Source organism: Amycolatopsis sp. CB00013 (genome assembly GCF_001905755.1).
GTDB classification, from domain to species: domain Bacteria; phylum Actinomycetota; class Actinomycetes; order Mycobacteriales; family Pseudonocardiaceae; genus Amycolatopsis; species Amycolatopsis japonica.
Genome location: NZ_LIWC01000001.1, coordinates 2146749 through 2171514, shown reverse-complemented (window position 1 = coordinate 2171514; position 24766 = coordinate 2146749). Strand labels below are relative to the sequence as shown.

Annotated in this window: 21 protein-coding genes; 16 read left to right on the top strand and 5 right to left on the bottom strand. The window is 68.8% G+C overall.

The window, feature by feature from the left end; all coding sequences use genetic code 11:
- Positions 1–229: 229 nt before the first annotated feature.
- The 7 genes from AMK34_RS09635 (at position 230) to AMK34_RS09605 (ending at position 13273) form a co-directional block, all read left to right on the top strand.
- Positions 230–4132 carry a Pls/PosA family non-ribosomal peptide synthetase gene (locus AMK34_RS09635; protein ID WP_073844418.1) on the top strand — a complete coding sequence of 1301 codons (3903 nt, stop codon included), beginning with the start codon at positions 230–232 and terminating at the stop codon, positions 4130–4132.
- Positions 4133–4152: 20 nt separating this feature from the next.
- The gene (locus tag AMK34_RS09630; protein WP_073844416.1) at positions 4153–5490 is read left to right on the top strand and encodes a M1 family metallopeptidase; all 1338 of its coding nucleotides are present in this window, start codon (positions 4153–4155) and stop codon (positions 5488–5490) included.
- 157 nt (positions 5491–5647) lie between these two features.
- Positions 5648–6619, top strand: a complete 972-nt coding sequence (locus tag AMK34_RS09625; RefSeq protein WP_338020556.1) for a hypothetical protein — start codon at positions 5648–5650, stop codon at positions 6617–6619.
- Positions 6620–6720: 101 nt separating this feature from the next.
- The gene (locus AMK34_RS09620) at positions 6721–7539 is read left to right on the top strand and encodes a tyrosine-type recombinase/integrase (RefSeq protein ID WP_073844414.1); all 819 of its coding nucleotides are present in this window, start codon (positions 6721–6723) and stop codon (positions 7537–7539) included.
- A gap of 128 nt (positions 7540–7667) precedes the next feature.
- Complete coding sequence (locus tag AMK34_RS09615) at positions 7668–9947, top strand: glycosyl hydrolase family 95 catalytic domain-containing protein (RefSeq protein WP_073844412.1); 2280 nt, start codon at positions 7668–7670, stop codon at positions 9945–9947.
- A gap of 2 nt (positions 9948–9949) precedes the next feature.
- Complete coding sequence (locus tag AMK34_RS09610) at positions 9950–12241, top strand: glycosyl hydrolase family 95 catalytic domain-containing protein (RefSeq protein ID WP_073844410.1); 2292 nt, start codon at positions 9950–9952, stop codon at positions 12239–12241.
- Positions 12242–12301: 60 nt separating this feature from the next.
- Positions 12302–13273, top strand: coding sequence for a peptidylprolyl isomerase (locus AMK34_RS09605; protein WP_073844408.1), 972 nt, complete (start codon positions 12302–12304; stop codon positions 13271–13273).
- A 43-nt stretch (positions 13274–13316) separates the two neighbouring features.
- Here AMK34_RS09605 and AMK34_RS09600 read toward each other — a convergent pair whose 3' ends face one another.
- Complete coding sequence (locus AMK34_RS09600) at positions 13317–13937, bottom strand: DUF3159 domain-containing protein (protein WP_073844406.1); 621 nt, start codon at positions 13935–13937, stop codon at positions 13317–13319.
- Positions 13934–14245 (bottom strand): hypothetical protein, encoded by a 312-nt coding sequence (locus AMK34_RS43155; RefSeq protein ID WP_073844404.1) that lies wholly within the window; start codon positions 14243–14245, stop codon positions 13934–13936. Before AMK34_RS43155 ends, AMK34_RS09600 begins: the two co-directional genes overlap by 4 nt.
- A gap of 92 nt (positions 14246–14337) precedes the next feature.
- Here AMK34_RS43155 and AMK34_RS09590 point away from each other — a divergent pair, with 92 nt between their 5' ends.
- Together AMK34_RS09590 and AMK34_RS09585 are read left to right on the top strand one after the other, a co-directional pair.
- Entirely contained in the window at positions 14338–14946 is a 609-nt protein-coding gene (locus AMK34_RS09590) for a TetR/AcrR family transcriptional regulator (protein WP_073844402.1), read from the top strand.
- A 43-nt stretch (positions 14947–14989) separates the two neighbouring features.
- Positions 14990–15703 (top strand): MerR family transcriptional regulator, encoded by a 714-nt coding sequence (locus AMK34_RS09585; RefSeq protein ID WP_038511612.1) that lies wholly within the window; start codon positions 14990–14992, stop codon positions 15701–15703.
- Here AMK34_RS09585 and AMK34_RS09580 read toward each other — a convergent pair.
- Positions 15685–16119 carry a MarR family winged helix-turn-helix transcriptional regulator gene (locus AMK34_RS09580; protein WP_073844726.1) on the bottom strand — a complete coding sequence of 145 codons (435 nt, stop codon included), beginning with the start codon at positions 16117–16119 and terminating at the stop codon, positions 15685–15687. The genes AMK34_RS09585 and AMK34_RS09580 overlap by 19 nt on opposite strands.
- Positions 16120–16176: 57 nt before the next feature.
- Here AMK34_RS09580 and AMK34_RS09575 point away from each other — a divergent pair, with 57 nt between their 5' ends.
- Genes AMK34_RS09575 through AMK34_RS09565 form a run of 3 tightly spaced genes read left to right on the top strand, consistent with a single transcriptional unit; the run spans position 16177 to position 17829 of the window.
- A complete protein-coding gene (locus tag AMK34_RS09575) occupies positions 16177–16683 on the top strand; it encodes a DUF6790 family protein (RefSeq protein ID WP_073844400.1) in 507 nt (168 codons plus the stop codon).
- A 22-nt stretch (positions 16684–16705) separates the two neighbouring features.
- Positions 16706–17308: a TMEM175 family protein gene (locus tag AMK34_RS09570; protein ID WP_073844398.1), complete on the top strand. Its 603-nt coding sequence runs from the start codon at positions 16706–16708 to the stop codon at positions 17306–17308.
- Positions 17309–17328: 20 nt separating this feature from the next.
- Entirely contained in the window at positions 17329–17829 is a 501-nt protein-coding gene (locus tag AMK34_RS09565; RefSeq protein WP_073844396.1) for an HIT family protein, read from the top strand.
- 200 nt (positions 17830–18029) lie between these two features.
- Here AMK34_RS09565 and AMK34_RS09560 read toward each other — a convergent pair whose 3' ends face one another.
- Complete coding sequence (locus AMK34_RS09560) at positions 18030–18854, bottom strand: NAD-dependent epimerase/dehydratase family protein (protein WP_038511620.1); 825 nt, start codon at positions 18852–18854, stop codon at positions 18030–18032.
- Positions 18855–18891: 37 nt separating this feature from the next.
- A complete protein-coding gene (locus AMK34_RS09555; RefSeq protein ID WP_037348214.1) occupies positions 18892–19698 on the bottom strand; it encodes an IclR family transcriptional regulator in 807 nt (268 codons plus the stop codon).
- Positions 19699–19852: 154 nt separating this feature from the next.
- On the opposite strand from AMK34_RS09555, the gene AMK34_RS09550 reads away from it, so the two are divergent.
- Genes AMK34_RS09550 through AMK34_RS09535 form a run of 4 tightly spaced genes read left to right on the top strand, consistent with a single transcriptional unit; the run spans position 19853 to position 24764 of the window.
- Positions 19853–21364: a sodium:solute symporter family protein gene (locus AMK34_RS09550; RefSeq protein WP_038511622.1), complete on the top strand. Its 1512-nt coding sequence runs from the start codon at positions 19853–19855 to the stop codon at positions 21362–21364.
- Between the two features lie 46 nt (positions 21365–21410).
- Positions 21411–22355 (top strand): 5-dehydro-4-deoxyglucarate dehydratase, encoded by a 945-nt coding sequence (locus AMK34_RS09545; protein ID WP_038511625.1) that lies wholly within the window; start codon positions 21411–21413, stop codon positions 22353–22355.
- Positions 22356–22357: 2 nt separating this feature from the next.
- Complete coding sequence (locus tag AMK34_RS09540; RefSeq protein WP_038511628.1) at positions 22358–23614, top strand: glucarate dehydratase family protein; 1257 nt, start codon at positions 22358–22360, stop codon at positions 23612–23614.
- Positions 23615–23618: 4 nt separating this feature from the next.
- Positions 23619–24764, top strand: a complete 1146-nt coding sequence (locus AMK34_RS09535; RefSeq protein ID WP_073844394.1) for a hypothetical protein — start codon at positions 23619–23621, stop codon at positions 24762–24764.
- The last annotated feature ends 2 nt before the right edge of the window (positions 24765–24766 follow it).

Genomic DNA, 24766 nt, shown 5'->3' with positions numbered 1-24766 from the left:
GACTATTTCACTGGGTGGACACGCCGATGACCTCGGGTTTCGGCGTGTCCACCGGTGAGTTTCGACACTCTGCCGAGACCCTCCCGAGATATGTCGTTCACCTGCGGTAAAGTCGATGGTCTGCTAGCGGGCGCCTCATTCGGAGAGCGAGCCCGAATGACGCACTTCGCGAAAGGTGTGTGATGGGCTTGCGCGCCCATGGTTCCGCCGTGCCCGTGGTGATCTCACGATGACCCTGACCGCCGACTCACGGCCGATCGCTTGCGTCGCGGACGTCACCGTCGCGCCGTCGCCCGCCCCGGTCGCCGACCGCGCCCTGTTCTGGTCCGGTCTCGGCGCGGGCGAGCGCACCCTGATCGACATCCTCGCCGAGACCGCCGCCCGCCACCCCAACGCGGGCGCGATCGACGACGGCGAGACCACGCTGTCCTACCGCAAGCTCGTCGAGGAGATCGACGCCTACGGCCGCAAGCTGACCGCCAACGGTGTCGGCGTCGGCGACCGGGTCGGCGTCCGGATCTCCTCCGGTACCGCTGAGCTCTACGTCGCCATCCTCGCGATCCTGTCCGTCGGCGCCGCCTATGTGCCGGTCGACGCGGACGATCCGGAGGAGCGCGCCGAACTGGTCTTCGGCGAGGCCGACGTCGCCGCGGTCGTCACCGACGGCGGCGCGATCACCGTGCTCGGCTCGCCGGGCGGCGTCGAGGGCTCGCCCGCGCCGACCGACGACGCCTGGATCATCTTCACCTCCGGTTCGACCGGGAAGCCGAAGGGCGTCGCGGTCTCGCACGCCTCGGCCGCCGCCTTCGTCGACGCCGAAGCGCAGCTGTTCCTCACCGAGGAGCCGATCGGTCCCGGAGACCGCGTGCTCGCCGGGCTGTCCGTCGCGTTCGACGCGTCCTGTGAAGAGATGTGGCTCGCCTGGCGCCACGGCGCCTGCCTGGTCCCGGCTCCGCGTTCCCTCGTGCGCACCGGCGTCGACCTCGGCCCATGGCTGGTCGCGCAGGGCATCACCGTCGTCTCGACCGTGCCGACGCTGGCCGCGCTGTGGCCCGCCGACGCGCTCGAAGACGTCCGCCTGCTGATCTTCGGCGGCGAAGCGTGCCCGCCGGAGCTGGCCGAACGCGTCGCCGTCGAAGGCCGCGAAGTCTGGAACACCTACGGACCGACCGAGGCCACCGTCGTCGCCTGCGCCGCGCAGATGACCGGCGAAGGCCCGGTCCGTATCGGCCTGCCGCTGGTGGGCTGGCAGCTCGCCGTCGTGAACGAGGCGGGTGAACCGGTCGCGATGGGGGAGACCGGCGAGCTGGTCATCGGCGGCGTCGGCCTCGCCCGCTACTTGGACCCCGAGAAGGACGCCGAGAAGTTCGCGCCGCTGCCTTCGCTGGGCTGGCGCCGCGCGTACCGCAGCGGCGACATGGTCCGCGCGGAGGCCGAGGGCCTGCTGTTCCTCGGGCGCCTCGACGAGCAGGTGAAACTCGGCGGCCGCCGGATCGAACTCGGCGAGGTCGACGCCGCGCTCCAGGCGCTGCCCGGCGTGCAGGGTGCCGCCGCCGCGGTGCGCCGCACCAAGGCGGGCAACCAGGTGCTCGTCGGATACGTCGTGCCCGCCGAGGGGACGAAGTTCGACCACGACGAGGCCGCGACCCGGCTGCGCGAGCAGCTGCCCGCCGCGCTCGTCCCGCTGCTGGCCCTGATCGACGATCTGCCGACGCGCACTTCCGGCAAGGTCGACCGCAACGCGCTTCCCTGGCCGCTGTCCACTGTGGACGCCGCGAAATCCGGTCTGTCGCCGACGGAGAGCTGGCTCGCCGAAGGCTGGGCGGAGATCCTGGGCGTCTCGGTCGACAACCCGAAGGCCGACTTCTTCACCAACGGCGGCGGCAGCCTGACCGCCGCCCAGCTGATCGCGCGGATCCGCACCCGGCACCCGCAGGTGTCGGTGAGCGACATCTACGCCAACCCGAAGCTCGGCGCGCTCGCGTCGATGCTGGACGCGTTGAGCGGCGAGAAGACCGAACGCCGGGACATCGCGCCAACCCCGCGCAAGGCCGGGATCATCCAGTCGCTGCTGATGATCCCGCTGATGGGTCTCGTCGGCCTGCGTTGGACGACGATCGCCGCGACGCTGTCGAACGTGCTTTCGCTGGCCGGGTTCGCCTGGGCGCCGACGCTGAACTGGGCATGGATCGCCGTCGCGTGGGTCGTGCTGTTCAGCCCGGCCGGGCGGATCGCGATCTCCGCGACCGGCTCCCGGCTGCTGCTGCGCGGTGTTCGTCCCGGCAGCTACCCGCGCGGCGGGAGTGTCCACTTACGACTGTGGACCGCCGAGAAACTCGCCGAGTTCAGCGGCGCGGACAGTGTCGCGGGCGCTTCCTGGATGACGACGTACGCCAAGGCCCTCGGCGCGCGGATCGCCAAGGACGTCGACCTGCACTCCCCGCCGCCGGTCACCGGCATGCTGAAGCTCGGCCGGGGTGCCGCCGTCGAACCCGAGGTCGACCTGTCCGGGCACTGGGTGGACGGCGATCTCGTGCACATCGGCAAGATCCGGATCGGCGCCGACGCGCGGATCGGCGCGCGCAGCACGCTGTTCCCCGGCGCGCGGATCGGCAAGGGCGCGGAGATCGCGGCCGGGTCGACCGTCCGCGGCAACGTGCCAGCCGGACAGCGCTGGGCCGGTGCCCCCGCGGCCCGTGCCAGCAAGGACGCGCTGAAGTGGCCGTCGAGCCGCCCGCCGCGCTCGCGGTTCTGGTCTTCGGTCTACGGCGCGACTTCGGTCGCGCTGGGGCTTCTGCCCGCCGTCGCCGCCCTGCCCGCCGTCGCGGTGCTGGGCTACGCGATCGCCGGCGCGCCCACGCTGGGTGCCGCGCTCGGCCAGGCGTTGCTGTTCACGCCACTCGCGACCGTCGCGTACTTCCTCACGTACGCCCTGCTCGTGCTCGTCGGCGTCCGTTCGCTGAGCATCGGCATGGTCGAGGGCTACCACCCGGTGCACGGCCGCGTCGCGTGGCAGGTCTGGGCGACGGAGCGGCTGATGGGCATGGCGCGTGAAGGGCTGTTCCCCTTGTACGCCAGCCTGTTCACCCCGGTGTGGCTCCGGATGCTCGGCGCGAAGGTCGGCCGCAACGTCGAGGCGTCCACCGTGCTCGCGCTGCCGAAGATGACCCAGGTGGACAGTGGCGCGTTCCTCGCGGACGACACCATGGTCGCCACTTACGAACTCGGCCACGGCTGGCTGCACGTCGCCCCGGCGCGGATCGGCAAGCAGGCGTTCCTCGGCAACTCGGGGATGGCCGCGCCGGGACGTTCGGTGCCGAAACGCGGTCTGGTCGGAGTGCTGTCGTCGGCCCCGCTCAAGGCGAAGAAGGGCTCGTCGTACCTCGGGATGCCGCCGCTGCCGGTCCGCCGGTCGGTCGGCGAGGCGGACACGAGCCGCACCTTCACGCCGCCGCTGCGGCTGAAGGCGGCCCGCGCGCTCGTCGAACTCTGCCGCATCGTGCCGGTGATGTGCGGTGTCGCGCTGACCGTGCTCGTGGCCGCCGGGATCTTCGCGCTGGCGTCGTCGTTCGGCTTCCTGGTCGCGGTGCTGCTCGGCGGGCCGCTGCTGCTCGCGGCCGGCGCCGTCGCCGCGCTGACCGCCACCGCGATGAAGTGGCTGCTGGTCGGCCGGTTCCGCGCGGTCGACCATCCCTTGTGGAGCTCGTTCGTCTGGCGCAACGAGCTCGCCGACACCTTCGTCGAAGCGCTCGCCGTGCCGTGGCTGATCGGTTCGCTCGGCGGCACGCCGCTGCTGCCGGCGTGGCTGCGGACCATGGGCGTCAAGATCGGGCGCGGCGTGTGGCTGGAGACGTACTGGCTGCCCGAGTCGGACCTGGTGAGCCTCGGTGACGGCGCGACGATCAACCGCGGCTGTGTCGTGCAGACGCACCTGTTCCACGACCGGATCATGACGATGTCGCCGGTGACCCTGGACGAGGGAGCGACGCTCGGGCCACACGGTATCGTGCTGCCTGGCGCGAGCATCGGCGCGCGGACGACCGTCGGACCTGGCTCCCTGGTGACCCGGGGCGACGCGGTTCCCGCCGACTCGCGCTGGCTGGGTAATCCCATCTCGGCCTGGACGAAGTAGGAAAGCGGGGTCTTTCGCGGGTGATTTCGAAGGCATCCGTGCAGCCCTCGCCCGGCGCGGAAACCTCCGGCGACTCCTATCTGCCCCGTCACGGTAACGGCGGTTACCGGGTCCGGCACTACGATCTGGAGCTGGACTACAAGATCGGTCCCAACCGGTTGTCGGCCGCCGCGGCCATCACCGCGGAGGCGACGCAGGCGCTGTCGCGGTTCACGCTCGACTTCGGCGAGTTCCGGATCAACCGGGTGCTGGTCAACGGGAAACCGGCCAAGTACACGCGCCGCGCGCACAAGCTGCAGGTGAAGCCGGCGAAGTCGTTGGCGCTCGGCAGCGAGTTCCTGGTGGAGGTCCACTACGTCGGGAATCCGCGGCCGCTTCCGGGGCTGTGGGGCGACATCGGCTGGGACGAACTGACCGACGGCTCACTCGTCGCGAGTCAGCCGGTCGGGGCGCCGTCGTGGTTCCCGTGCAACGACCATCCGGCGGACAAGGCGACGTACCGTGTCGCGCTCACGACGTCGTCGCCGTATCTCGTGGCCGTGACCGGGAATCTCGTCTCCCGGTACACGCGCGCGAGCACCACTCAGTGGGTCTTCGAACGGCCCGAGCCGACGCCGACGTATCTGATGAGTGTCCAAATCGGACGGTACGACGACATCGTGCTGGCCTCCGGCGGCGTCCCGCAGCGGGCCGCCGTGCCGCCGCGCCTGCGCCGGGCCTTCTCGCGCGATTTCGGGCGACAGGGCCAGATCATGGAGTCGCTGCAACGGCTGTTCGGGCCGTATCCCTTCGGCGAGTACGTCATCGTCGTCACCGACGACGACCTCGACGACCCGATCGAAGCGCAGGGCATGTCGATCTTCGGCGCCAACCACGTCGACGGACGGCGCACGCACGAACGCCTCGTCGTCCACGAACTGGCGCACCAGTGGTTCGGCAACAGCCTGACCGTCGCCGATTGGCGGCACATCTGGCTGAACGAAGGCTTCGCGACGTACGCGGAATGGCTCTGGTCCGAGGAATCCGGCGGACAGAGCGCGCACGCGTGGGCGAAGACGTGGCACGCGCGGATGAAGGCGAAGCCCGCGGACCTGCGTCTCGCCGACCCCGGGGTGGCGCGGATGTTCGACGAGCGAGTGTACAAACGAGGCGGGCTTTTGTTGCACGCCTTGCGTTGTACCGTCGGCGACGAGGTCTTCTTCCCGCTGGTGAAGGCTTGGGCGGTGGAGAACCGGCACGGTCTGGTGACCACCGGTGGTTTCGTGGCGCTCGCCGAACGCTTTGCCGGGCGTTCGCTTGCTTCGTTCTTCGATGCTTGGCTGGACGCTCCGGCGCTGCCTCCACTTCCTCCCGTGTGAAGGTTCCCAATGTCGCATTTGAGACGCTCAGCGTCCCAAATGCGACATTGGGAACACCTCGCGAGTTGTCCACAGGGGACGCCGACGGGGCGAGTTGTCCACAGGGGAGCGGATCGGGCCTGGCGCGGAGCGGGCCGGTAGATCCACGATCGCGTATGTGGTGCGAACCGGCGAATGGCGAAGCGAACGCGAGGCTCTGTGGGAGCTCAGTCGCGGTGGTGTTATCACCGTCGCGCGGCTGGTGGAGTTCGGCGTTCCCAGGAAGACGTGTTATCGGCGTTGTCGGCCAGGGCAGCCGTGGCAGCGGTTGCTTCCGGGAGTGCTGCTGCTCGGTTCGGGTAAGCCGACCAGGCGTCAGCTGGTCGATGGGGCCTTGCTCTACGGCGGGCCGCAGGCACTCGTCACCGGTCTCGAAGCTTGCCGTCGTCAGGGCTTGCGAGGATCGGGAATCGCGGCGAACGGGATCCATCTTCTGATACCGGACTCCTGCAAGGTCAGCAGCGTCGGCTCGGTCACCGTGGAGCGGTCCACGCGAATGCCCCGGCCCGTCGTCGTGGATGGAGTGCCGATGGCGCCCCTCTGCCGGGCTGTTCTCGACGAGTGCCGTCGCTTCAGCGTTCGTGACCCGGTCCGGGCATTGCTGACCGAAGCCGTCCAAAGAGGAAGGCTGAATCCCGAGGTTCTCATCAGGGAGCTCGAAGCGGGAAGTGACCGCGGTAGCGCGCTGCCGCGTGAAGTGCTGCGCGACGTCCTGCGAGGAGCGCGGTCGGTGGCCGAGGTCGACGCGATGGCGGTCTGGCGGAGAACGGGGCTCCCGGAGCCGTTGTGGAACCACGAATTGCGGGACGCATCCGGCCGCTACATCGGAACCCCCGATGGCTACTTCAAGAAGGTCCGGCTCGCTTGGGAGGTCGACTCGTACGACTTCCACTTCGCGCGGGAGCAGTATGCCGGCACGCTCGAAAGGAACAGCCGGTACGCCGCCGAGGGGATCCTCGTACTCCAGACCCTGCCCAGCCGGTTGCGATCCGAGCCCGGCAAGGTCGCCGCCGAGCTCGTCGCCGCGTACGACGCCGCGGCCTCGCGCGAAACCTCGGTTGAACCTGTGGTGGACGCTCAAGCCGGCTAGGGCCCTGCACTGGTTTCAGACGTGCGGCAGCCCCGGTAAATCGGTGGTCGGCGGCTCGGACGTCTGGTTATCGTCCTTCCGCCGACCTCGAGGGGAGACGTATGGGACGGAAGAGTCCGCAGGAGAAGAAGCGGCTGAGCTACGCCAAGGACCGTCGCAACGATTACGGCGCGAACGACAAGTCTTCGCGCAAGAACCTCCCGAGGCACAAACGCCGTGTGAACCAGGCGAACCGGAACCGCGATCACCAGATGCTGACCGCGGCCCGCGGACCGGTGGATCTCGAACATGCGGCGACCGCAGAGGAGGACCTGCTGAAGATCCGGCCCCGGCGGTGGCGGAAATGGCCCGATACCCCGCTGGGCGGGATAGTGCGGGGAAAGCTGGACCGGATCGATGTGCGCCGGTCGTTCGAGGCGGCAACACTGTCCCCATTGGCCGACGGCGAACTGCGCGAGATGCTCTCCGCGGCGGCGCACCTTTTGTCGACCAAGGACGTGGCGGTCCTGCACTTCCTCGCGCACACTGGTGTTCGGGTCACCGAACTCTCCGCACTGGATCTGCGGGACGTGTCGACCGGCTCGGTCATCGTGCGCGGCGGGCGACGGCGGACGATTCCGCTGCCGCCCGAGCTTCGGCCTCCGCTCGACGCCTATCTCCGGGTCCGTGCCGAGCGACCGGGTGCTGACGAGGAACCGGCGTACTTCCTCAACGCTTTCGGCTGCCGAGTGTCTCCGAGGTCGGTCAATGACGTCGTGGCCACATTCGGGACCTTGATCGGCATGCCAGGGCTCTCCGCGCGAACTCTGCGCAAGACCTTCGCCATCGACCTGCTCCGCGCCGGAGCCGACCTCGGCACCGCCACCGAGATGCTCGGTCACGCCTCGCCTGACGCTACTCGTGCTTACCTCGCCCGCTGACCCGATAGGTCGGATGTATCTGCCGCTTTCCGGGTGAGCGTACTGGTCAAAGTGCGCTGATCTCTGGAAACATGCCGGTCGCCAGGACTTGATCTGCGGTAAACGTAGTATGAATCTGGAGGCGACCCATGGCCGAGCTGTCCAGGCGATCGATGTTGAGGGTCGCGGCGGGGGCGGCGGCGCTCGGTGGCCTCTGGGCTCAGGGGGCGCCACCGGCGCTCGCCGGACAAGACGTCCACCGCCGGATCGTCGACGACGCGCGCATGGTCTGGAAGCGGATGCCGACGGGCTGGCAAGAGGGCCCGTTCCTCGCCAACGGCTTCCTCGGCGTCCAGTTCTACGCGGGGGCGCAGCCGAACGTCCTCAAGGTGATGCTCAGCCATTCGCGCGTCCAGGATCAGCGCGGGCAGTGGGAAGCGGGTATCGGGTACTCGCGGCTCCCGATCGGCTACCTCACCCTCACCTTCGAGGGCGCGATCACGGCGGTGGACTGGCATCTCGACCTGTACAACGCCGAACTCGGCGGCACGATCACCACCACTCGCGGCTCGGTGCGCTTCTCCGCGCTGGTCCACAACGACCAGGACCTCCTCCTTGTCTCGCTCACCGGGGAGGCGGCGGCGGACTGGGGGTTCACGCCGCTCACGTCGGCGACAACGCGGACGATCCGCAAACCGCCCGAGTACACGGCCAATCCGGATCCGAAGCTCGGCAGCGCGGGCGCCGTCCGGTACTGCGAGCAGCCGCTGCACGCGGGTGGCGGGTACACGACGGCGTGGCGTGAGCGGACCATCGGCACGCGACGGCTCCTGGCGGCGACGGTCGCGTACGGGTTCCCCGAGCCGACGCACACCGCCGAAGCGATCACGAGGGTCGATCGGGCGTCGGCGGCGAACCCGGATCGGCTCGTCGCCGGGCACCGGCGCTGGTGGAACGCCTTCTACCGGCGCAGTTTCGTGTCCATTCCGGACAAACGGATCCAGCGGTTCTACTGGATCCAGCTGTACAAGACCGCGTGCGCCACCCGCGCGGACGGTCCGGTGGTCGCCGAATGGGGGCCGTGGTTCCCGGAGGTCGGCAACAGCTGGACGGCGGTGTGGTGGAACCTGAACGTCCAGGTCACCTACCCGATCGTCAACAGCAGCAACCATCCCGAACTCGACGCCGTCACCGCGACCTTCCGCCGCGACCACGCCAACCTCGAACTCTCGGTACCTCCCGCCTACCGGGACGGCGAAACGTACGCGCTTTCGCATCCGGGCGACTGGCGGCTGCGGCCCGGCGGCACCCGCGCGGTCGGGATCCCCGGGCCCGCCACCAAGAACGACCAGACCGGGAACCTGATCTGGGGCCTGCACAACGTCTGGCTCGCGTACCGGCACAGCATGGACCACCGGGTCCTGCGCGAAGTCCTGTATCCGACGCTCGCCAAAGCGCTCAACTACTACCGGCATTTCCTCGCGACGGGCCCGGACGGCGCCTTGCATCTGCCGATGACGAGGTCGCCCGAGTACGCCGACGCGGCCGACTGCACCTACGACCTGTCGTTGATCCGCTGGGCCGCGCGCACCCTCGTCGAATCGGCGGCGAAGCTGCGGATCGACGATCCGCGGGTGCCGGCGTGGCGGGAGATCGGCGAGAAACTGGTGCCGTACCACCAGGATCCCGCTCAAGGCGTGCTGATCGGCGACGGTGTCCCGCTGGCCGAATCGCATCGGCACTTCTCGCATCTGCTCTGGCTCTATCCGCTGCGCGAGAAACTCTGGGACCGTCCCGGCGACCGGGACATCATGCGCCGTACCTTCGCGCATTGGTCGAGCGCGCAGGAGAAATGGCACGGTTACAGCTTCGCGGCGGCGTCGTCGATGAGTTCCGTGATGGACGAGCCCGAGGAGGCCTTGCGCTATCTGAAGATCTTCCTCGACGGAACCGTCGTCGCGAACACCCAGCTGACGCCGAACACGATGTACCGCGAGGGGGCGAACCTCGCGATCGAGAGTCCCATCACCGCCGCGCAGTCCGTTGTGGACATGCTCCTGCAGGGTGATCACGGCGTGCTCAAGGTCTTCCCGTCGGTCTCGTCGACGTGGCCGGACGCGTCCTTCGAAAGCCTGCGCGCGGAGGGGGCGTTCCTCGTGGACGCGTCCCGGCGGAACGGCGCGACCGAATGGATCCGAGTCCACAGCGAGGCGGGGGAGCCGCTCGTCCTGCGGCACGGGATCCCCGGAGACATCGAGGTTCGCGACGCGCGCGGACGGCGGCTTCCTTGGCGTCAAACGGGTCCCGGCACGATCTCGATTCCGCTCCGCCGTGGCGGGACGGCCGTCGTCTCGCCGCGCGGCACGCGTCCGGAACCGGAGCCGCGGGACGTGCCCGGCGACCGTGGAACTCCGGCTTGGGGGATCTGAGCATGGACATCACTCGCAGGACGGTGCTCGGCGGGGCGTTGGCAGGCGTGGCCGCGGCCGGCCTCACGCCGTCCGCGTCGGCGGTGGAGAACGACTTCGCGCTCGGCGGCCTCGACTGGCCCGGTTTCCTCGGCACGGCCGACCTGATCTGGCGCCGGATGCCGAAGACCTGGTACGAAGGCCCCTTTCTGGGCAACGGTTTCCTCGGCTCGGGCATCTACGCCGAACCCGGCCGGAACGCCGTCCGGTTCAACGTCCAGCACAGCGAGGTACAGGACCACCGGCCGGAGTTCGGCTCCCTGTTCGGGCTCGCGCGGCTGCCGATCGGGTATTTCACCCTCGAACCGGTCGGCGCCATCACCGGGATCGACTGGCGGATGGACCTCTGGAACGCCGAACTCAGGGGCACGATCACCACGGCCGCGGGCAGCCTGTCGCTGCGGGCGATCGTCCACACCGGACAGTCGTTGCTGGCCGTCGAGGTCGAGCCGACCGAGGGGGAGCGCGGTTTCGCGTGGGTCTTCCATCCGGCCGAGGCGGTGAGCCCGAGAACGGATCCGAAGTTCGGGAAGCCGCCGCCCGCCGGGTATGTCGCCAACCCGCCCGCGAGGCTGGAAAACAGTGGTGACAGCAGGCTTTCCGTCCAGAGCCTGCTGGCGGGCGGCGAGCATGTCACGGCGTGGCGCGAGGTCGCCCAGGGCTCGAAGCGGACGCTGTACACGTCCGTGGCCTGGTCGTTTCCGAAGCGGACCGCCGCGCGAGAGGCGTTGAAGGCGGTCCGCCGGGTCGAGCCGTTCTCGGCGTTGACGGCGGGACATCGCCGCTGGTGGCATGACTACTATCGGCACGGCTTCCTGTCCATTCCGGACACCCGGCTCCAAAGCTTCTACTGGATCCAGCTGTACAAGATCGCCTCCGCCGCGCGCCGCGAAGCTCCGGTGATGGCGACCTGCGGGCCGTGGCTGGAGCCGACCCCGTGGCCCGCGACGTGGTGGAACCTCAACGTCCAGCTCGAATACTGGCTCATCCACGGCTCCAACCATCTCGAACTGGACGCCGTCGGCCACGCGCTCGGCAAGTACCGGGCCAACCTGACGAGCCAGGTCGCCGAGCCGTACCAGCACGATTCGGCGGGCATCCCGCGTACGACGGACATGAACCTGCTCAACGGCGCGGTCGGGACGAACGCGGGGTTCCCGGTCGGCATCCCCGGCAAGGAGACGCCGACGCCGGAGGTCGGGAACCTCACCTGGGCGCTGCACAACGTCTGGCTGTCCTATCGGCACACGATGGACCGGCGGCTCCTACGGGAGACCTTGTTCCCCTTGCTGCGCAAGGCGATCAACTACTACCTCCATTTCCTGACGCCCGGCGCGGACGGGAAGCTGCACCTTCCGGCGACGTTCTCCCCGGAGTACGGCGTCAACGCGCCCGACTGCAACTACGACCTCGCGCTGATCCGCTGGGGTTGCAAGACCCTGCTGGAGGCGGCGGCGGAACTGCGCGTCGACGATCCGCTCGCGCGACGGTGGCGGGAGGTCCTGGCCACGCTCGTCCCGTATCCGGCCGATGCCAACGGCTACATGATCGGCGCGGGTGTGCCGTTCGCGAAGTCGCATCGGCACTACTCGCATCTGCTGCAGATCTACCCGCTGTACGAGATCACCTGGGAGCGGCCGGAGCACCGGCGGATCATCGAGACCTCGCTCGATCACTGGGTGGGCTTCGAGGGGGCGCTGCAGGGCTACACGTTCACCGGCGCCGCGTCGATGTCGGCGCAGATGCTGCGCGGCGAGAAGGCGGAGTTCTACCTCGGCGAACTCCAGCGGCGCTACATCCAGCCGAACACGATGTACAAGGAATCCGGTCCGGTGATCGAGACGCCGCTTTCGGCCGCGCAGTCGCTGCACGACATGCTCGTGCAGAGCTGGGGCGGCGTGATCCGGCTCTTCCCGGCGGTGCCCGCGAAATGGGCGGACGCCGCGCTGCGCGACTTCCGCACGGAGGGAGCGTTCCTGGTCAGCGCCTCTCGGCAGGGCGGGAAGACCCGGTGGGTCAAGATCACCAGCGAGGCTGGGGCGCCGTGCGTGCTGCGGACGGATCTCGACGGCGAGCTGACCGTCCGTGACCGGTGGGGAAGGCCGAAACGCTGGCGGCGGTTGCCGAACGGGGACGTCCGGATCGACCTGCGGCGCGGTGAAGAGGCCGTCGTGCACCGTGCGGGCGACCGGCCGGATTTCGAGCTCCGGCCCGTCCCGGCGAACGGGGACGGCGCACCGTGGGGGATGCCGTGACCTCCTGAACGGCGATACGCAAGAGTGTTCCCGTACTTCCTCCGGACGACAGGAGCACAGATGTCCCAGCCGCCGCAGCCGGGCGAGCCCGAAGGCCAGGCGCCCGACCCAGGCTCTCAGCCGGGGCAGCCGTACCCGCAGCAGCCTTATCCGCAGCAGCCCTACCAGCAGCAAGGCTGGTACGGCGCGCCGCAGCAGCCGCCGCCGTCTTCGAACAAGACGGCGCTGTGGGTCGGGCTCGGGGTGCTGGGACTGGTCGTGGTGGTCGCCGTCGTGGCGATCCTCGGGTTCGTGGCGCCAGGGTTTTTCCTGTCGGACACGAAGGGCGAGAACGCGGTCGCGTCGTCCTCGTCGGCTCCGGCGTCGTCCAGCACTCAGGACACGGCGACGCAGAGCCCGGTGGACATCCCGTCCGCCCGCACCGAACTGCCGAAACGCACGACGCCGCTCGCGGATCCGACGGAGTGCGCCTACCCGGCGGACACCTCCAAGGAGGCGGCGAAGAAGGTGAACCCGCCGGCGGCGGGACCGACTCCGGCTTCCGGCACGTCGGCGGTCACGGTCAAGACGACCGCGGGTGACATCGGACTGACGCTGGACCGCGGTCTCGCGCCGTGCACCGTGGCGAACTTCCTTTCGCTGGCGCAGCAGGGCTACTACGACGGCACCTCGTGCCACCGGCTCGGCGTTTCGGGGCTGCAGATGCTCCAGTGCGGCGACCCGGAGGGCACCGGAATGGGCGGACCGGGCTACACGATCCCGGACGAGATCTTCCCCCAGCTCAAGTACGGCCGCGGGCTCATCGCGATGGCGAAGACACAGAACCCGGACTCGGGTGGCAGCCAGTTCTTCATGGTCTTCGGTGAAGCGCCGCTGCCGCCGGAGTACACGGTGTTCGGGAGCATCTCCGACGAGGGCCTCCAGACACTCGACAAGGTCGCGCGCGGTGGCGTGGACGCCGAGAAGGGGTCCGGAGACGGGACGGGTCCGCCCCGGATCGAGGTGAAGTTCCAGTCCATCGCGGTGGGCTGAACCCGCGGTTGCCAGGAAAGGACCTTTCCTGGCAACCGTCGTCTCACCCGGCGGTTCGCGGTTCTTCGCGCAGGATCCGCCAGCACAGATAGAGGCAAACGCCCGCCGCGGGCGCACCACCCAGCAGGGTGGCGGCGATGCCGAGCGGGATCACCGTCCCCGCCAGGTACAGCGGCACCAGCGCGGCCGTGGCGATCGCGAACTTCGCGAGGAACACCGCCGTGCACAGGTAGTACCGCCGACGCTGCCGTCGATCACGCCGCCAGGTCTGACGTTCGCCGCGTAGCCTGCCCAGCACCAGCCCGATGACCGGCCGTCGCACCAGGATGGACAGTCCGAACAGCACTCCGCCTCCCGCCTGCCAGAGGATCGTGCTCAGGTAGAAGTCGGCCACGTGGCCGGAATTCCCGGCCAGCAGTGCGGACACCCCGACCACGATCACTCCGATCGCCGGCTGCCAGACCTTGCGGTCGGTGAACAACCGCACGACGGCCAGTACGACCACGCCGCCGACCGTGATCAGTGCCGACGTCAGCACCTGCCCGGTCACCAGGTATGCGACGAGGAATACCACCCGTGACGCGATACCTTCGGCGACCGTGCGCCAGCCGCCCACCGCGCTGAACAACGAGAGCGACTTCTGGGTCAGCATGTTCAGGCTCATGTGCTCGCCTTCGCGAAACCGTTGCGGCGCATCGTGTCCTCGTAGGCACCGATCGCGTCGAGCAGGCCGAGCCGTCCACGGCCCGGGGCCGGGTGGATGGCGTCGCCGAGGAGCGTCACCGGACGGGCCGGCCAGACCGGCGGTGGCGGAATCATGCCGCAGCGCAGCGTGACCGTGAGCTCTCCGTCCACATCGGACAGTTTCAGCGTCTGTTCGCGCGGTCCTCCCGTGGTGGCCTCGACCATCGCGAAATGGGCCGGATCGAGCGTCAACCCGCCGAGACCAGCGCCGATCACGTTCACCTTCATGGCGTCACCCCATTCTTCACCGGCTGATGAAGAACACGGTACCGAAAACTTCACCGAGTGGTGAAGAAAGCGGTGTTAGGCTTCGGCTCGTCATGACGGAACACGAGAACAACCGCCGCTCCGGGCGCTGGCGGTCCGGCGCGGAGAGCAAGCAGCGGATCCTGCGCGTCGCTCGTGAGCTGTTCCACGAGCACGGCTACGGCGGCACGACCGTGCGCATGATCGCCACCGCCGCCGAGGTCGACCCGGCGATGGTCTTTTACTTCTTCGGCACCAAACAAGGCCTGTTCAGCGCCGCGATCGAGATCTCCGGCGATGTCCCGCCCGCCGTCGAAGCCCTTTTCGACGGCGGCCTCGACACCATCGGCGAGCGCCTCGTCCGGACATTGGTGGAGAACCTCGACAAATCCGACCGCACGCCGCTGATGATGCTGACGCGGTCGGCTCCCACCGACTCCCGGTCCGAAGCGCTGCTGCGCGAGTTCATCGACCGGGAGATCACCGGCAGGCTCGCCGCGCTGCTCGACACGCCGGACGCCGCGCAGCGGGCGGGCATGGTCAACGTGCAGATCCTGGGGCTCGCGGTCGCCCGGTACATCATGCGCATCGAACCGATCGCGTCGTCGTCCGTCGACGACCTGGTCGCCACGTTCGGCCCGCTCGTGCAGCACTGCCTGACGGGGCCCGCGACACGCGCGTGATCGCTCTTGTATCTCCCCCGAGGGGAGGTGCGAGGGTAGGCGAATGGACGACCCCCGGTACTCGATCGGCGAGCTGTCCCGGCGGACCGGGCTGACCGTCAAGACCATCCGCTTCTACTCCGACCGAGGCATCTTGGCCCCGTCGGGCCGCACCGCGTCCGGGCACCGCCGCTACGGCGTCGACGCGCTCGCGCGCCTGGAGCTCGTGCGCACGTTGCGTGAGCTGGGACTCGACCTGGCCACGATCCGGAAGGTCGTCGAAAGCGAAGCCACCCTTCCCGATGTCGCCGAGGCGCACTTGCGGGCGCTGGAAGCGCAGATCCACGTGCTGCGTCTCCGTCATGCGGTGCTGAAAGCCGTGACCCGGCGCGGAACCACTCCCGAGGAGATCACTCTCATGCACGATCTTGCCAAGCTGACCGAGGAAGAGCGCCGCCGTCTGATCGACGACTTCCTCGACGCCGTCTTCGGCGGTCTCGAGCATCCCGGGTTCGCCGGGATCGCCCGCTCGATGACGCCCGAACTACCCGAAAGTCCCGCGGTCGAACAGGTCGACGCCTGGGTGGAACTCGCCGGGCTGGCCAGGGATCCGGATTTCCGGGCCCTCATGCGACGCCTCGCCGAAGGGTACGACGCGGCCCCGCGGCGAGATCTGCCCTGGCTGGACATCGCCGACGATCCCCGGCGGGAGCGGTATCTCGAGCTGCTCGCCGTGATCAACGGGTGGGCGGCTCCGGATCACCGCCGCGTTCCCTGATCGGGGGAGAGGATCTCGGCAAGCCGAAGGGTGTCTTCGAGGTAGCGCTCGTAGGGGAAGCCCGCCGCGATGAGCCCGGCGCGGAACTCGTCGTAGAGCGGTTTTCCGGCGGCGTGGAAGGCTTTCCGGCCGACCGCGGTGAGGCGGACGAGCCGTCGGCGCGCGTGTTCGGGGTCGACGGCGATCTGTACCAGGCCGTCCGCCTCGAGTGGTCGTAGCGCCCGGCTGATCGCCGGGTCGGACACCGAAAGCGCCTGCGCGAGCCGATGCTGCGTCGCCGGCTCGATCTCCTCGAGCGTGCCCAAAAGCCGTATCTGGCTGTAGGTCAAACCGTCGGTGTCTTCGGTGCGCCGCCGGGCGTTCTCGCCCAGCAGCATGACCACGCGGTGCAACAGGTCTGCGAGTCCGTCATCCACGAGGATCACTATACCTGATTGTTGACGAGTTAATATTAACTAGGTAAGACTGAAGGCATGGACAACTTCTCTTACCTCGCCCAATCCGCCTTCCCGCTGGTCTGGATGCTGGTGCCGGCCATCGGGGCCTTCCTGCGGGCTCGTCACGCCCCGACGACCCGGGAACGGCTGGAGATCTGGCAGCGCTGGTGGGCGATCGGCGCCTTGGGCTTCGGCAGCCTGTGGATGACGGTCGCGTTCCTCGCGTTCCCGGAGGTCATGGCCACCGCCATCGGCTTCGAGCGGACGCCCTTCCTGTTCGAGATCGCGTTCGCGAACCTCGGACTGGCCGTCATGGGATTCCGCGCCGCCTCGGCGTCCGCGCACGAACGCGTCACCATCGGGCTCGGCGCCGGGATGTTCCTCTGGGGAGCCCTGGTCGGCCACGTCTACCAGTGGTTCGCGAACGGCGTCCACAGTCCCGGCAACACCGGCGGTGTCCTCGCCAACGACCTGCTCATCCCCGCCGTCATGATCATCCTGGCCGTGTGGTCCCGGAAGCTCCGCCCGGCGACCGTCGCCTGACCCAGAGGGAGATTTCCGCATCATGGCGACTCAGGCCCCTCCCGAGCGGCTCACCATGTTCATCGACGCGGTGATCGCGATCGCGCTCACCTTGCTGGCGCTGGAACTTCCCGTCCCCACCGGCGACACCACCGAGGCGATGCTGAGTTCTGTGGCGGACCACGGCAAGGAGTATCTGGCGTTCGGCGTCAGCTTCGTGGTGATCGCCGCCCATTGGCGCGCCCACCACGAGATCTTCGGCCATGTCCGCTCGCTGAACAGCCGTCTGATCAGCCTCACCCTGGCCTGGCTGTTCATGCAGGTGCTGACGCCGTTCGCGACCCGGGTGATCACCGCGGACGGCGCCTTCCCGCCCCGGTTCAGCCTGTACGCGATCGTGCAGGTGCTGGCGTCCGCGTCGTTCGCGCTGATCATCCGGGAGATCCGGCGCGAACACCTTTACCGCCCGGACACGCCGCCGTGGGCGTTCAGCCAGAACCTGGTGCGCAGTGTGTGCCTGGCGGCGGTGTTCGGGGTTTCGATTCCTGTTTCGTTTGTTACTTCGGGTACTTGGGCTTACTTGTGCTGGGTGGCGGCGCCGCTTGTGTTGGCGGTGGCCGGGCGGGTTCAGGGGCGAGCGCGGTGAGGTCGGGTAGGCATGGTGGCATGACCGACCGTGTTCCGTGGCAGGCCGACGCTTATCTCGATCTCGCCCGCCGAGCCTGTTTCGTCTGCGAACTTCTCGACGGCAACCCCGACTATCCGCATCACATCGCCTACCGCGATGCCGACGCGGTGGTCTTCGCCAGTCGTTTCCCGTCCGTGCTCGGGCACTTTCTGATCGCGCCGATCAAGCATCGAGAGCACGCCATCGGCGACTTCACCGCCGACGAGTACTTGGCCATCCAGCGTGTTGTGCACCTTGCGGGCAGCGCATTGAGCGGCTTGCTGACTGTCGAACGGCTCTACGTTTTGTCCTTGGGCAGCCAACAGGCCAACCGGCACGTCCACTGGCACCTCGCGCCCTTGCCGCCCGGCGTTCCGTACGAACAGCAGCAGACCGCGGTGTTCGATCCTGCGCGTGGCCACCTGGACGTCCCCGATGACGAACTGGCGGATCTTGCTCGTCGGCTCGGCGAACGCATGGCCGACAGTTCGTCGATGTAGGAATCGGGACACTGCTCGACCGTGCCACGGAGAGGTGCCGGTTCCCTTCGGCGGTTGTGCGTGTCTGAGGGGACGGCGCGTGTGATCAGGTGGACGACACGCGTGACTGGATGGACGACACGCGTGTCGCCGAGGCCGAAGGCTCCTTTCGCCGCATCAGACGCGGTGAAGGGAGCCTTCAGCCCACGCGCGACAGGACCTCAGAGCGGGTTGTGCGCCCCCAGCGGCGCGGTGCAGAACGGCCCACCGACGTACTCCGCCGCCACCCCGGTCGGCGCGGGCAGGTCCGCCAGCTGATCGGCGTAGGTCTCCGCGTTGTCGAGCGATTTGTAGCCCAGTTCCTCGGCTTCGGCGAGCGAGTAGATCCGGCGCGTGTTGTCGGAGACGCCCCAGATCAGCCGGTAGCCGGGGGAGGGGTAGCTCAGGCAGGCCTCGAACAGCCGGGCGCCGTCGTCGGGGGAGAGCCACGTCGTGAGTCCGCGCGGGCCGAGGACGAGCGGGCTTTCGAAGCAGGAGCCGATCCGGATGACGATCACGTCCATGCCGAACCGCGAGTGGTACAGGCTGCCGAGCGCTTCGATGGCCGCCTTGCTGACGCCGTAGTAGGTGTCGGGGCGGGGCGTCGAGTCGGCGGGGAGGCCGTCGGCGCCTGCCTCGTCGTTGCGGCGGAAACCGACGGAATGGTTGCTGGAAGCCAAGATCACGCGCGGCACACCGGCGGCGCGCGCGGCTTCGAGGACGGTGTGGGTGCCGTTGATGTTCACGTCGAGCGTGGCTTCCCACGAACTCTCTCGGCTGTGCCCGCCGAGGTGGATCACCGCGTCGACGCCGGCGCAGGCCTTCGCCATCGCTTCCGGGTCGGTCACCGAAGCGGTGATCAGCTCGACGTCCTCGCCGCCCGAGGCTTCGGGCTGCGCGGCCAGGTCGAGCAGGCGCAGCACCCGTCCGGAACGGCGCAGCCGCGGCCGCATCAGGGTGCCGACGATACCCGCCGAGCCGGTGATCAGGACGCGCTGGTCTGCCATGGGAACCCCTTGTCAGTGAAGGAAAGTACGAATCAGGTCAGCGGATGCCGGCGCGGCGCAGTTGCTGGCCGAGTTCCGCGGTGATTTCGGCGAGGAGTTCGCCGACGCGCTGGGCGTCGGCGTCGGTGACTTCGGTGACCGGCATGGAGCAACTGATCGCGTCGGTGCCGGGGATGCGGTACGGGATGACGGCCGCGACGCAGCGGACGCCGAGGCTGCCTTCCTCGATTTCCGAGGCATAGCCGCGTTCGCGGGTCTTCGCGCATTCGGCGTGCAGCGCGTCCGCCGTGGTGATGGTGTTCGGCGTGAGCGCCGACAGCTCTCCGGTCAGGAGGCCGTCGATCTCGTCGTGCGTCAGTTCGGCCAGCAACGCCTTCCCCAGCGCGGTCGCGTGGGTGGGCAGCGTGCGGCCGACACGGGACACGAGATGCGTCGAGTGCCGGGACTCGCGCGTCTCCAGATACACGACGTCGGTGCCCTCGCGGCGCGCGAAATGCGCCGTGTAGCCGGTCTTCTCGCGGATCCGCTCCAGCGCTTCGGTCGCGTACGGGACGACCGGGTCGCGGTCCAGATAAGCCGTGCCGCAGATCAGCGCGCGGACGCCGAGGCGGTAGCGGGCGGTGTTGGTGTCCACTTCCAGCCAGCCGGCTTCGAGCAGGGTGCGGAGCAGGCCGTGCAAGCTCGACCTGGGGAAGCCGGTCCGCGCGTGGAGATCGGACAGCGAAAGCCACACGTCGTTCGCGGCGAAGGTCTCGATGAGGTCGATCGCCCGCCTGGCCGACTTCACTCCGGCGGGTTCAGGCGCGCCGTTCGCCACCGTGACAGCGGCTTCCTGCTGCGGCATCCGCGCTCCTCCATCCGGCCGTTGACTTGTGACTCCGGCCATATTAGCGTCCCGAACAGCGTTCTTATGGATGAACATAATCACTATAACAGACTCCGTTCATGGATGTGAACAGGTCGGGCTGGGCCTTCGTGAACGCGGAAAGGAGTCAGCGGTGCATTTACTGGACTGGATCATGGTGTCCGCGTACTTCGTCCTGATGGTGGTGATCGGCTTGTGGTCGCACAGCCGCGTCAACACGGTCAGTGACTTCTTCACGGCCGGCGGCAAGATGCCGTGGTGGCTGGCCGGTATTTCCCACCACATGTCCGGCTACAGCGCCGTGCTCTTCGTCGCGTACGCGGGCGTCGCGTACACGGACGGCATCACCGTCTACTTCTGGGGCATGGCCAGTATCGGCATCGGTGTCGGCATCGGCAGCTGGCTGTTCGCCTCGCGGTGGAACCGCCTGCGGTCGAAGCTCGGTGTCGCCTCGCCGCTCGAGTACCTGGCGAAGCGCTTCAACGTGCCCACTCAGCAGGCGCTCGCCTGGAGCGGCAGCCTCCTGAAGATCTTCGACATCGCGGCCAAGTGGTTCGCGGTCGCGACGATCCTCAACGTCTTCGCGGGCGTGCCCTACACCTGGGGCATCATCATCACCGGTTCGATCACGCTGATCTACTGCACCGTCGGCGGGCTCTGGGCCGACGCGCTCACCGACTTCGGCCAGTTCGTCATCCAGGCCATCGCGGCGATCGTGATGCTGTGGGTCGTGCTGGACAAGCTCGGCGGCGTTTCCGGGCTGTGGACCGTGTGGGGGGACCTCCCGCCCGCCCACCTGAACCCGACGACTTCGAAGTTCACCACCATCGTGTTGCTCGTCTACGTGCTGGTGAAGACGCTGGAGTACAACGGCGGTATGTGGAACCTGGCGCAGCGCTACATGGCCGCGCCGAACACCTACGAGGCCCGTCGCGGCGCGCGGCTCTCCTCGATCCTGTACCTGGTGTGGCCGCTGGTGATGATGTTCCCGATGTTCGCCGCCCCGCTGCTGATCCCGAACATCTCGAACCCCAACAACGCCTACGCGATCATGACCACGACGTTCCTCCCGCCGGGTCTGGTCGGGCTGGTGCTGGCCGGGATCTTCTCGCACACCATGGCGATGGTCTCCTCGGACGCCAACGCGATCTCCGCGGTCATCACCCGCGACATGATGCCGGTGCTGTGGAAGAAGGCCCGCAACTTCACCGAATCGCAGGGGCTGCTCGCCGCGCGGATCTCGACGGTGATCTTCGTCGTGCTCACCATGGCGGTGGCCACGCAGGCCGAGAAACTCGGTGGTGTGCTCGGTATCGTGGTGCTGTGGGTCGCCGCCCTGATGGGCCCGATCTCGGTGCCGCTGCTGCTCGGCATGCTCCCCGCGTTCCGCCGCTCCGGCTCCCGCGCGGCCCTGATCTCGTGGGCGGGCGGTCTCATCGCCTACGCGATCGCTTACTACGGCTACAACGCCACCCTCGCGGTCACCGTGTCCACCCCGATCCTGGTCTCGCTGGCGCTGTTCATCGGGCTCGGCTACCTCATGCCCGAGCGCAAGGCCTCCACCGACGAGATCATCGACACGATCGACCGCGACGACGACGTCCTACCCCGCAAGTCGCAGGACGGCACCACCGTGCCCGCCTGACCGGGCCCGTACCCGGGACCATCCACAAAGAACGAAAGAGAAATCCATGGCACAGCCCAAGATCGAACTCGACGGCCTACTGGCGTTCCCCCTGACCCCCTTCACCGAGGGGCTGGAACTCAACCTCGACGCGTTCGCGGAAACCGTCGAGAGCCACGTGGCCGCCGGAGCCGGTGCGCTGTTCGTCGCCTGCGGTACGGGCGAATTCAGCTCGCTGTCCCCGGACGAGCACGCAGCGATCCTGCGTAAGGCTCGTGAGGTCGTGGCCGGGCGCGTGCCCGTCTGGGTCGGCGCCGGCGGCGGTGCGGCCTCGGCCCGTGCCGGGATCGCGGCGGCGGAGGCGGGCGGCGCGGACGGCGTCCTCCTCCTGCCGCCGTACCTGGTCACCGGCCCGCCGTCCGGGCTGGTCGACCACGTCCGGTACGCCGTCGGCGATTCCTCGATCCCGGTGATCGTCTACCACCGTTCCACCGGCGTGTTCACCCCGGACTCGGCGGTGAAACTGCTCGACATCCCGTCGGTGGTGGGCATCAAGGACGGCTTCGGCGACGTCGAACTCATGAGCCGGATCATCACCACGATCCGCTCCGTCGGCACCGACCGGGCCAAGGATTTCCTGTTCTTCAACGGTCTTCCGACGGCGGAGGTCTCCGCGCGCGCCTACGCCGCGGTCGGCGTGGCGCGGTACTCCTCGGCCGTGCACTGCTTCGCGCCCGAGATCGCGGCCCGGTTCCACCGCGCGCTCGCGGAGAACGACGACGCCGTCATGGAGGCGCTGCTCGCCGGCTTCTACCTCCCGCTGGTCGCGTTGCGGGACGAGGGACAGGGCTTCGCCGTGTCGCTGGTCAAGGCCGCGGCGCGGCTGCGTGGGGACAAGGTCGGCTCGGTACGGCCGCCGCTGGTCGAGCCCACCTCGGACCAGATCGCCCGCCTGGAGAAGATCATCGACGACGGATTCGCCGTCCTCAAGTCCGTCGAGGCCGGTGCCTGACGATGAAGGTTCTCGACGTCGTCCTGACCCCGGTCGCGTTCGCCGACCCTCCGCTGCTCAACGCGATGGGTGTGCACGAGCCGTTCGCGCTGCGCGGGGTCGTCCAGCTGATCTGTGAGGACGGGGTGGTCGGCCTCGGCGAGTCCTATGGTGACCTCGCGTTCCTCGACCAGGTGCGGAAGGTGCTGCCGGAGCTCAAGGGACACGACGTGTTCGACCTGCCCGGCCTCCGCCGGAAGGTCGCGACCACGCTGGGCGAGGTCGTCTTCGCCGACGCGCACGGGCTCACCGGCGGTTTCTCCGTCAGCAAGACCGTGGCGAGTGTGTACTCGCTGTTCGAGGTGGCCGCGCTCGACGCGCAGGGGCACTACCTCGGCAGGCCGGTCGTGGACCTGCTCGGCGGCAAGGCGCGCGACGCCGTCGACTTCTCCGCCTACCTGTTCTACAAGTTCGGCGCCCACATCGGCGCCGAGGAGGACTCCTGGGGCGAGGTGACCACGCCGGACGCGCTCGTCGGCGAGGCACGCCGCATGGTGGAGGAGTACGGCTTCGGCTCCATCAAGCTCAAGGGCGGCGCCTTCGACCCCGACCAAGAGATGGACGGGATCCGCGCGCTCGCGGACGCCTTCCCGGACCACCCGCTCCGCATCGACCCGAACGCGGCGTGGACCGTCGAAACGGGGATCCGGGTCGCCGAAGAACTCGACGGCGTCCTGGAGTACCTCGAAGACCCGACGCCGGGTATCGAGGGCATGGCGCGCGTCGCGGAGAAGGCGAACATGCCGCTGGCCACGAACATGTGCGTCGTGCGCTTCGCGGACATCGAGCCCGCATTCCGGCAGCGAGCGGTCGGGGTCATACTTTCGGACCATCATTACTGGGGTGGTCTGCGGGACACCCAGGCCCTCTCCATCACGGCGGAATGCTTCGACGTGGGCCTTTCCATGCATTCGAACAGTCATCTCGGGATCAGTCTGGCCGCTATGGTGCACGTGGCCGCGGCGACGCCGCACCTGACCTACGCCTGCGACACCCACTGGCCGTGGAAGACGGCCGACGTCATCGCCCCGGGTGCGCTGGAGTTCGTCGACGGTGCGGTCGCGGTGCCCGACAAGCCGGGGCTGGGGGTCGAACTCGACCCCGACGCGCTGGCGCGGGCCCATGAAGACTATGTCCGAAGTGGACAGACCAAACGGGATGACGTGACCTATATGCGGAAGTTCGTCGGAAGCTTCGAACCGAACACGGCACGGTGGTGACGAGGTGAAGGTCACCGGATACGCCTACCCCTGGGACGTCGTCGACGATCCCGGCTTCGTCGAGCGTGTACGGGAACTCGGCGTCGACGAGGTCGCCGTCGCCGTGTCGTACCACAGTGCCCGTGCGGCGACGCCCTGGTCGCCCGAGCGCACCTCGGTCGTCGCGCGGCACGCGGCGCTGTACCGGCCGGTGCGCGACGAGGCGTGGGGTGAGCTGAAGCCCGCCGAGCCGGACTGGGTGGAAAGCCGCGACAGCGCGGGCGACGCCGTCCGGGCGCTGAACGAGGCGGGCATCCCGGCCGCGGCGTGGGTCGTGCTGACGCACAACTCCCAGCTGGGCACGGAATTCCCGGATTTCACCGTGCGCAACTGTTTCGGCGAGCGGTATCCGTGGGCACTGTGTCCCGGCGTACCCGCGGTCCGCGAGTACGCGGCCAACGTGGCGGCGGAGAGCCTCGCCGGGCTCGACTTCGCCACGGTCGTCCTCGAGGCCTGCGGTCCGCTCGGCGCGGTGCACCAGCACCAGCACGAGAAGACCGACGGTGTCTGGTCGCCGGCGGTGGCGCGGCTGCTGTCGATCTGCTGCTGCGACGACTGTCTCGACGCCTGGGCCGCGGCCGGCCAGGATCCGGCGAAAGCGCTGGGCAAGCTGCGGGCCGAGGTCCGGCGGCTGATCGACAGCGGTGACCTGCGTGCCACCGAGGACAAGATCCTGCCCACGCTGCGGCAGGTCCTGCTCGACACGCGCCAGAACGCGACCGACGCCCTCCGGCGCGCGGTGCTCGAGAAGATCCCGTCCGGGCCCCGGATCGTGCTGCACGGCGCGATGGACCCGTGGGTCACCGGCGCGCTGCCGGGGCTGACGCCGTCGGCCCCGGACGACGTCGACGCGGTGGTGCTGCAGAACTGGGCACCCGGTCACCCCAGCGTGAACGCCGTCGCGGCGGCACGGGCAAAACTGCCGGAGAAGGTCGCCGTCGGCAGCTACATCACCGCGGTGGCGGCGAGCCCGGTGCCCGACATCGAGGCCTACACCACCGAACTCGGCAAGGCAGGCGCCACCGAGCTGCACCTGTACCACCTCGGCCTCGCCGGCCCGGGGCGCTGGGCGGATCTCATCGCCGCCGTCAGCGCCGCGCAAGAACTCTAGGA

Bases quoted from the DNA above. Each gene is read 5' to 3' on its own strand.
- AMK34_RS09635 (WP_073844418.1), top strand. From the start codon at position 230: ATGACCCTGACCGCCGACTCACGGCCGATCGCTTGCGTCGCGGACGTC.
- AMK34_RS09620 (WP_073844414.1), top strand. From the start codon at position 6,721: ATGGGACGGAAGAGTCCGCAGGAGAAGAAGCGGCTGAGCTACGCCAAG.
- AMK34_RS09615 (WP_073844412.1), top strand. From the start codon at position 7,668: ATGGCCGAGCTGTCCAGGCGATCGATGTTGAGGGTCGCGGCGGGGGCG.
- AMK34_RS09610 (WP_073844410.1), top strand. From the start codon at position 9,950: ATGGACATCACTCGCAGGACGGTGCTCGGCGGGGCGTTGGCAGGCGTG.
- AMK34_RS09605 (WP_073844408.1), top strand. From the start codon at position 12,302: ATGTCCCAGCCGCCGCAGCCGGGCGAGCCCGAAGGCCAGGCGCCCGAC.
- AMK34_RS09600 (WP_073844406.1), bottom strand. From the start codon at position 13,937: ATGAGCCTGAACATGCTGACCCAGAAGTCGCTCTCGTTGTTCAGCGCG.
- AMK34_RS43155 (WP_073844404.1), bottom strand. From the start codon at position 14,245: ATGAAGGTGAACGTGATCGGCGCTGGTCTCGGCGGGTTGACGCTCGAT.
- AMK34_RS09590 (WP_073844402.1), top strand. From the start codon at position 14,338: ATGACGGAACACGAGAACAACCGCCGCTCCGGGCGCTGGCGGTCCGGC.
- AMK34_RS09585 (WP_038511612.1), top strand. From the start codon at position 14,990: ATGGACGACCCCCGGTACTCGATCGGCGAGCTGTCCCGGCGGACCGGG.
- AMK34_RS09575 (WP_073844400.1), top strand. From the start codon at position 16,177: ATGGACAACTTCTCTTACCTCGCCCAATCCGCCTTCCCGCTGGTCTGG.
- AMK34_RS09570 (WP_073844398.1), top strand. From the start codon at position 16,706: ATGGCGACTCAGGCCCCTCCCGAGCGGCTCACCATGTTCATCGACGCG.
- AMK34_RS09565 (WP_073844396.1), top strand. From the start codon at position 17,329: ATGACCGACCGTGTTCCGTGGCAGGCCGACGCTTATCTCGATCTCGCC.
- AMK34_RS09560 (WP_038511620.1), bottom strand. From the start codon at position 18,854: ATGGCAGACCAGCGCGTCCTGATCACCGGCTCGGCGGGTATCGTCGGC.
- AMK34_RS09555 (WP_037348214.1), bottom strand. From the start codon at position 19,698: ATGCCGCAGCAGGAAGCCGCTGTCACGGTGGCGAACGGCGCGCCTGAA.
- AMK34_RS09545 (WP_038511625.1), top strand. From the start codon at position 21,411: ATGGCACAGCCCAAGATCGAACTCGACGGCCTACTGGCGTTCCCCCTG.
- AMK34_RS09540 (WP_038511628.1), top strand. From the start codon at position 22,358: ATGAAGGTTCTCGACGTCGTCCTGACCCCGGTCGCGTTCGCCGACCCT.